General features: G+C 63.0%; 8 protein-coding genes. 3 read left to right on the top strand and 5 right to left on the bottom strand.

Annotated elements, in window-relative coordinates; all coding sequences use genetic code 11:
• The coding region (locus EOD15_RS24975; RefSeq protein ID WP_127408938.1) for an MFS transporter at positions 1 to 568 on the bottom strand (568 nt) is incomplete at its 3' end.
• A gap of 172 nt (positions 569 to 740) precedes the next feature.
• Between EOD15_RS24975 and EOD15_RS24970 the strand changes: the two genes are divergently transcribed.
• Entirely contained in the window at positions 741 to 1,031 is a 291-nt protein-coding gene (locus EOD15_RS24970; RefSeq protein WP_024501537.1) for a DUF3175 domain-containing protein, read from the top strand.
• Positions 1,032 to 1,043: 12 nt separating this feature from the next.
• On the opposite strand, the gene EOD15_RS24965 is transcribed toward EOD15_RS24970, so the two are convergent.
• Positions 1,044 to 1,820, bottom strand: coding sequence for a FadR/GntR family transcriptional regulator (locus EOD15_RS24965; RefSeq protein ID WP_127382375.1), 777 nt, complete (start codon positions 1,818 to 1,820; stop codon positions 1,044 to 1,046).
• Positions 1,821 to 1,922: 102 nt separating this feature from the next.
• A complete protein-coding gene (locus EOD15_RS24960) occupies positions 1,923 to 2,819 on the bottom strand; it encodes an NAD(P)-dependent oxidoreductase (RefSeq protein WP_127322175.1) in 897 nt (298 codons plus the stop codon).
• A 119-nt stretch (positions 2,820 to 2,938) separates the two neighbouring features.
• Here EOD15_RS24960 and EOD15_RS24955 point away from each other — a divergent pair, with 119 nt between their 5' ends.
• Complete coding sequence (locus EOD15_RS24955) at positions 2,939 to 3,877, top strand: NAD(P)-dependent oxidoreductase (RefSeq protein WP_127322176.1); 939 nt, start codon at positions 2,939 to 2,941, stop codon at positions 3,875 to 3,877.
• 24 nt (positions 3,878 to 3,901) lie between these two features.
• On the opposite strand, the gene EOD15_RS24950 is transcribed toward EOD15_RS24955, so the two are convergent.
• Together EOD15_RS24950 and EOD15_RS24945 are read right to left on the bottom strand one after the other, a co-directional pair.
• Positions 3,902 to 4,684, bottom strand: a complete 783-nt coding sequence (locus EOD15_RS24950; RefSeq protein ID WP_127322177.1) for a FadR/GntR family transcriptional regulator — start codon at positions 4,682 to 4,684, stop codon at positions 3,902 to 3,904.
• A gap of 198 nt (positions 4,685 to 4,882) precedes the next feature.
• Positions 4,883 to 5,872, bottom strand: coding sequence for a sugar-binding protein (locus EOD15_RS24945; RefSeq protein ID WP_023813244.1), 990 nt, complete (start codon positions 5,870 to 5,872; stop codon positions 4,883 to 4,885).
• 464 nt (positions 5,873 to 6,336) lie between these two features.
• Here EOD15_RS24945 and EOD15_RS24940 point away from each other — a divergent pair, with 464 nt between their 5' ends.
• Positions 6,337 to 7,077, top strand: coding sequence for an ATP-binding cassette domain-containing protein (locus EOD15_RS24940; protein WP_013530854.1), 741 nt, complete (start codon positions 6,337 to 6,339; stop codon positions 7,075 to 7,077).
• Positions 7,078 to 7,093 lie beyond the last annotated feature (16 nt).

The following is a 7,093-nucleotide window of genomic DNA, read 5'->3' as shown; positions in this document are numbered from 1 at the left end:
GCACCATTGTCACCAGGCAGAAGATGCCGATTGCCGCATAGGTGAAGCGCCAGCCCTCCGCCTTCATCAGCGTCGGCATGATGGTCGGCCACAACGCTCCGGCAAGGTAATTGCCGGCCGCCGCCGCCGTGACCGCAACACCGCGACGGCGGTTGAACCAGTGCGAGATGTCGGCGATCAGCGGCCCGAAAATCACCGACGTGCCGACACCGATCAGCACTCCTTGGGCAAGCGTGAATTGCAGGATCGAGGTCGACAGCGCCGCGAGCAGCAGGCCGGCGGAAAGCGCAATCGAAGAGAGCAGCGCCGGGATCCAGTAACCCATCCGGTCGATGGCGCGGCCGACCAGCACGTTGCCGGCGGCGAAACCGACCATGGTCGCGGTGTAAGGCATGGACGCCGCGGCGCGGTCGACGCCGAACTCGGCCTGCACCGCGGGCAGCACGACGACGACAGCCCACATGCCGACGGCGCCGATCGTCGCCAGCAGCATCGAGATGGCAAGCCGCATCCAGGCATAGGAGCTGTCGATGCCGGGGCCGGGCTGGATGCTGTCGGTTCGGGTCAAGGCGTTTCCTGTCGGCAGTCTCGGAGATCGGCTGCCGTTTGCGCCACTATCGGCGCAGTCTCGGGCCGCAGCAGCGCCACAGCGGGCAAATCCGTGGCTCCAGAGCCAGGCCGGAACCGATGCCGATGTGCAGAGTTTTCCCGGCAACCCACCCCTGCAAAGGAGTCCAGCGATGACCGCCACCAGGAAAAAATGGTCGGCCGAGGTGACCGAGCACAGCAACGCAATGGATCTTGAGGATCACGTCTTCGAATCCGACGACGCCAGGAAGATCGCCGCCTCGCTGAAACGATCCGCCGAACACAGCCACAGGCGCAAGGCCGAGCCTTTCCAATCCGCCATGTCGATGCTGAATTTTTACATCAACCGCGCCGGCAAGAACTTGCCTGCCGCGCGCAAAAAAGTGCTTGAGGACGCCAAGGACGAACTGCGCAGCGCCTTCGGACGTGACAAGGATGATTAGCGGCGGCCGGCCCTACCGGGCGCGGATGACGCCGTCTGTGTTGGCGAGCAGTTTGCGCACTGCATTGCGCGCGGCGTCGGGGCGCTGCAGGCGGATGTTCTTCTCGATCGCCTCGTGCAGCTTCTGCGCGTGGTTGAGATCGTCGATCTCCCGCGTCGTATAGGCAAAGAGGTGATCGAACGCGGACTCGATCAGTACGCCGAGCGGCACCAGAAGGTCATTGCCCGAAGCCCGCAGGATGGCAAGATGGAAGCGCGTGTCGGCACGGGTCCGCTCCTGCAGGCTCGTCGCCTCTCCCATCTCCCGGCAGGCCAGGCTGATCTCGGCCATCTGCTCGTCGGTTCTTCGCATGGCGGCAAACGCGGTCGCTTCCGGCTCGATGATGTGGCGGAATTCCTGCACCGTCTTGAGGAACACTTCGCGGTCCGGCGACGTCGCGTACCAGGCCAGCACATCGCGATCGAGCAGGTTCCAGCGTTCCTTCGGCTCGACCCAGCTGCCGATCTTGGGGCGTGAGGCCAAAAGGCTCTTGGCCATCAGCATCTTGATGGCTTCGCGCACCGCCGAGCGGCTGACGCTGAAGGTCTCCGACCATTTCGCTTCATTGGGCAGGATGGTGCCGGGCGGATAGTCGCCGCGCACGATCCTGAGGCCGATTTCGCTGGCCAGCGAGGCGTGGACGCTGGAGCCTGGAATACGCGCGGCGTCCGCCCGGCGAACGCCGCCCGGACGGTCCCCGGAGGCCGCTTTCCCCAACGATTTTTGCTTGTTCGGCTTCGCGTCCCGCATGGGTTCCAGAAAGTCCGTATTAAGCAGGCTGTCAAGCGCGGCAAGCGGCTTGCACCGCAAAGCCGCCCGCTGTGCACAGATCAGCCCCGATTGCTTCGCGGATCAGTCCTGTTTGACGTATTTGCGCCAACCATGCTCCGGGCGGAAGCCCAGCACGTCGCGCGCCTTGCGGTTGGAGAGCAGCGTCTCGTATTCGCCGAGCTCGGCCTTGACCGGCACGCCGGGGTAGAACCGCTTCAGGAGTTCGGCGGTCGGCAGGTCGGACGAGGTGTCGTCATTGGCCGCGTTGAACACCTGATAGCCGAGCCCGTCCTTCTCGATGGCGCGCAGCGTGATCTGGCCAAGGTCGCGCGCGTCGACATAGCTCCAGGCGATGCGCTTGCGGAAACCCGGATCGGCGAACCATTTCGGAAACAGCGAATATTCGTGCGGCTCGATGACGTTGCCGATGCGCAGGGCGTAGATGTCGGTGCCGTTGCGTTGCGCAAAGGCCCGCGCCGTTTTCTCGTTGACGACCTTGGACAAAGCATAGCTGTCCATCGGATCGACATCATACTCCTCGTCGAGCGGGAAATATTTGGGATCGCGCGGCTCGTTGGCGAACACAAGCCCATAGGTCGTCTCGCTGGAGGCGATGATAATTTTGCGGATACCGAGCTTCACCGCCGCCTCGACGACATTGTAGGTGCCGAGCGCGTTGATGCGGAACACCTCGTTGTCGGTGGTGATCATGATGCGCGGGATGGCGGCGAAATGCACCACCGCATCGACCGGCTGCGGGCGCAGCGAGGGGTCGAATTCATGCAGGCCCATATAGCTCGACAGTGCGTTGAACACCTGCCCGCTGTCGGTGATGTCGGTGATCAGCGTGCGCACCTTGGGATTGTCGAGCGGCTTGGTGTCGATGTTTAGCACCTGGCAGCCTTGCTCGACCAGATATTGGACGACATGGCGTCCGGCCTTGCCGCTGCCGCCGGTGAACATGATCCGCTTCGTCATTTTGCTCTCCACATCCTCAGGAATTTATGTGTATTGTCAGACAATATCGCCATCCGCAACCACCCTCGCCTGCAAAACGGCAGCGCCTGACATCAATCATTGCAACAGGACTTGAAGACATGAACACGACTGCCGCGAGCGAAAAGATCGGCTTCATCGGGCTTGGCCTTATGGGCCACGGGATCGCCAAGAACATCGTCGACAAGGGCTACAGCCTGACCTTCCTCGGCCGCAAGAACCGCAAACCGGCGGAAGACCTGCTTGGCCGCGGCGCCACGGAAGCATCGACCTCGCGCGATGTGGCGGCGGCATCTGATATCGTCTTCATCTGCGTCACCGGTTCGCGCGAGGTCGAAGCCATCATTCGCGGCCCCGGCGGCCTCAAGGAGGGCTTGAAAAAGGGCTCGGTCGTCGTCGACTGCTCGACCTCCGATCCGGTTTCGACGGTGGCGCTGGCAGAGGAACTCAAGGCGCTCGACATCGATTTTGTCGACGCGCCGCTCAGCCGCACGCCGAAGGAAGCCTGGGAAGGCACGCTCGACGCCATGGTCGGCGCGCCGGACGCCCTCTTTGCCAGGGTGAAGCCGGTGATCGAAACCTGGGCCGGCCGCATCGTCCATATCGGCGACACCGGCGACGGCCATCGCATGAAGCTGCTCAACAATTTCATCTCGCTCGGCTACGCCGCGATCTATTCCGAGGCGCTGGCGCTGGCTGAGAAGGTCGGCATCTCGCCGCCGCGCTTCGACAGCGTCATTCGCAATGGCCGCATGGATTGCGGCTTCTACCAGACCTTCATGCGCTGGACGCTGGAAGGTGACCGCGACGCGCACAAATTCACCATCGCCAATGCCTTCAAGGACCTGACCTATCTGGAATCGATGGCGGGTGCGGCCGGTATTGCCAATCCGCTCGGCAACGCCACCAAGAACTCCTTCGCCGGTGCCCATGCAACCGGGCCGGCCGAGCAATTCGTGCCGATGCTGGCGACGCATATCGCTGGGGTGAACGGTGTCGACCTGATGCCGATGAAGGATGGGAAGAAGCAGACCATTTGACCGATTGCCCAACCCTGGCACCGGTCACCGCCTCCACCGCCCTATCCCATCGTCGGTATCTGCAAGCAGCTTGTGCACGGCGTTGCGCGCGGCGGCTGGGCGCTGCAGGCGGATGTTTTTTTCGATCGCCTCATGCAGCTTCTGCGCCTGGCGCTGATCGGCGACCTGCTGCGTCGTGAATGCGAAGAGATGGTCGAGGGCCGACTCGATCAGCACGCCGAGCGGCACCAGGAGGTCGTTGCCGGAGGCGCGCAGGATGGCCAGATGAAAGCGCGTATCGGCGCGGATACGCTCCTGCAGGCTCAAGGCCTCGCCCATCTCGCGGCAGGCCTGGCTGATTTCCGCCATTTGCTCGTCGCTGCGCCGTATGGCGGCAAAGGCCGACGCTTCCGGTTCGATGATATGACGAAACTCCTGCACGGTTCGCAGGAACGCCTCGCGGTCGGGCGCCGTCGCGTACCAGGCCAGCACGTCGCGATCGAGCAGGTTCCAGCGCTCCTTCGGCTCGACCCAGCTGCCTATCTTGGGGCGTGAGGCCAGCAGGCTTTTCGCCATCAGCATCTTGATGGCTTCGCGCACCGCCGAACGGCTGACATTGAAGATCTCGGCCCATCTGGACTCGTTGGGCAGGATGGTGCCGGGCGGATAGTCGCCACGCACGATCCGCAGGCCAATCTCGCCGGCCAGCGAGACATGGACGCTCGCTCCCGCAAAATGCGCGGCACCGGCCTTGCGCATCACAGCCGGGCCGTGGCTGGCTTGTGCCTTGGCCCGGTCGGTTCGCTTGCTTGACTTCTCGTCCGGCATCCACGTTCCAATGCGTCGACCGTCTGTCGTCCGGATTGAGCCGAACCGCACGGGCACCGATCTCGTTGCCGAAAAATCCAGATCACGGGCACGGCAAAGCCGGAGCCGGTTGCCCCAACCATTGCGTCCGTTCGGGAATTATCGCTTCCGTTCAGGAATGACGGGGCGCCCGCAACCGGGCGCCCCGAAATCGAGAACCTACTTCTGGATGCAGGTGTCGACCGTATCCTTGGTGCACTCGTCGAGGCCGGTGAACACCGGATCGGCGACTGCCTTGCCTTCGATCAGGTCGATCATCACCGACGGTGCCTTGTAGCCCATTTCGAACGGCCGCTGACCGACCAGAGCCGTCACGAGGCCGTCACGAGCGATCGCCACTTCGTCGCCGATCGTGTCGGCGGCGCCGATGACGAAGTCGTTGCTGGCGATCCGGTCCTTGAGCGGTCCGAACAGATCGCGATAGGGCTGCGGCGCCCCGAACAGCGGCCAGCCGCCCATGATGCCGAAGGCGTCCAGCTTGGGGTTGGCGGCGAGGATGTCGGTCATCGCCTGTACGCCCTTGGCGCCGTCGTCATTGGTGAACACCGGGCAGCCGGGAACTTCGGTCCAGCCACCTTCACCGGCAAGTGCGGCAAGGCCTTCCTTGCCCGACAGTGCGTCACGCATGCCTTGCGCACGGCGCAGGATGTTGTCGGCCGCCGGGTTGCCTTCGATGGTGCAGATCGTGCCGCCATTCGGCTTGCCCTTCTTGATGTACTCGCCGATCTTCTTGCCCATCAGGTAATTGTCGGTACCGAGATAGGTCTTGCGAAGACCTGCGTCTTCCTTGCTGAGATCGGCATCGACCGTCATGATCGGGATCGTCGGATTGGCGCTCTTGATCGTCTGCGCGATCAGCGGCGCGTTGGACGGCGAGATGGCCATCGCCACCGTGTCGGCCTTGCTCAGCATGTCCTGGACGATCTGCGCCTCGCCGGCCTCGTCCGAAGTCGACGCCGGACCGGTGTAGAAGCATTCATACTCCGAGCTGGCGTTTTCCTTGTTCCATTTCTCGCAGCCCTGGTGGATGGCCTCGAAGAACGGATTGTCGAGACCTTTCACGACAATGACGAGCTGTTTCTTGGCCAAAGCCGGCCCGGCACCCAACGCCATTGCGGCGACGGCGGCGAGCAAAAGTGTCTTCCTCATGTCAGTCCTCCCTTGAAACAAACGGACACGGCGTGCCCGCCATACAGATCGACCGGATGCGTGATGACCGAGGGTCGTTTCGAGCGCTCGTGTCGCCAGGACAGATCGATAAGCATTTCCAGATTCGGCTTCAGATCAGCTCACACAGAGGTGTCGCCGGATGCTGGGCCGTCAAACCTCCGCCGATTCCGGCCGGCGAACCGCCAGCGGGGATCGGCATAATCTCCTCCGACGCTTAGCTAATATCGGCTTGGCGCCAACGTCAATGCTATTTGTCCTACAAAACGGATTTTTAAAATAGTCCTGGCCCAATTCGTCCGACAATTGATTGACGTGCGCCGGCTTTTGCGTAAAAGAACGCTAACGCCGTCTTCGGGAGGAGCCGGGGAGAGCGAGGCCTAAGCAGCGTCGGCATCCACGCCGGGAACAGCGGCAGGTCGCAAATCACGGGGAGGCAAAGGCTGGTGGCGGTTCTCGAACTCACCAACATCTCAAGGCATTTCGGCGCCATCCAGGCTGTCAACGACGTTTCGCTGTCGATCGAGCCCGGACAGGTGGTCGGCCTCATGGGCGACAACGGCGCCGGCAAGTCGACGCTGGTCAAGATGATCGCCGGCAATTTCCGCCCGAGCCATGGCACCATGCACATGGACGGCAAGGAATTGATCCTGCACAAGCCGGCGGAAGCCCGCCAGCACGGCATCGAGATCGTCCACCAGGACCTTGCGCTCTGCAACAATCTGACCGCCGCCGCCAACGTCTATCTCGGCCGCGAGCTGCGGCGCGGCGTGGGGCCGTTCCGCATCCTCGACTATGCCTCGATGTACAAGCGCGCCGGCCAGCTCTTCGCCGAATTGAAGTCCGAAACCCGTCCGCGCGATCTCGTCAAGCAGATGTCGGGTGGCCAGCGCCAGGCGGTGGCCATCGCCCGCACCATGCTGTCGCAGGCCAAGATCGTGCTGATGGACGAACCGACGGCCGCGATCTCGGTGCGCCAGGTCGCCGAAGTGCTGAACCTGATCCGCCATTTGCGCGATCAGGGCATCGCCGTCGTGCTGATCAGCCACCGAATGCCTGACGTGTTCACCGTCGCCGACCGCGTCATCGTCATGCGGCGCGGCCGCAAGGTCGCCGACAAGACGATTGCGTCGAGCTCGCCCGAGGAAGTCACCGGGCTGATCACCGGCGCCATCGAACAGGTTTGATTTCAGCGAATTTCAC

The organism is Mesorhizobium sp. M7A.T.Ca.US.000.02.2.1 (genome assembly GCF_003996995.1).
In the GTDB taxonomy this organism is placed as follows: domain Bacteria; phylum Pseudomonadota; class Alphaproteobacteria; order Rhizobiales; family Rhizobiaceae; genus Mesorhizobium.
Note: the sequence above shows the minus strand (reverse complement) of the source record. Positions and strands in the feature narration are given on the sequence as shown.

Excerpts from the sequence above, each read along its gene's own strand:
- EOD15_RS24970 (WP_024501537.1), top strand. The coding sequence starts at position 741 with ATGACCGCCACCAGGAAAAAATGGTCGGCCGAGGTGACCGAGCACAGC.
- EOD15_RS24965 (WP_127382375.1), bottom strand. The coding sequence starts at position 1,820 with ATGCGGGACGCGAAGCCGAACAAGCAAAAATCGTTGGGGAAAGCGGCC.
- EOD15_RS24960 (WP_127322175.1), bottom strand. The coding sequence starts at position 2,819 with ATGACGAAGCGGATCATGTTCACCGGCGGCAGCGGCAAGGCCGGACGC.
- EOD15_RS24955 (WP_127322176.1), top strand. The coding sequence starts at position 2,939 with ATGAACACGACTGCCGCGAGCGAAAAGATCGGCTTCATCGGGCTTGGC.
- EOD15_RS24950 (WP_127322177.1), bottom strand. The coding sequence starts at position 4,684 with ATGCCGGACGAGAAGTCAAGCAAGCGAACCGACCGGGCCAAGGCACAA.
- EOD15_RS24945 (WP_023813244.1), bottom strand. The coding sequence starts at position 5,872 with ATGAGGAAGACACTTTTGCTCGCCGCCGTCGCCGCAATGGCGTTGGGT.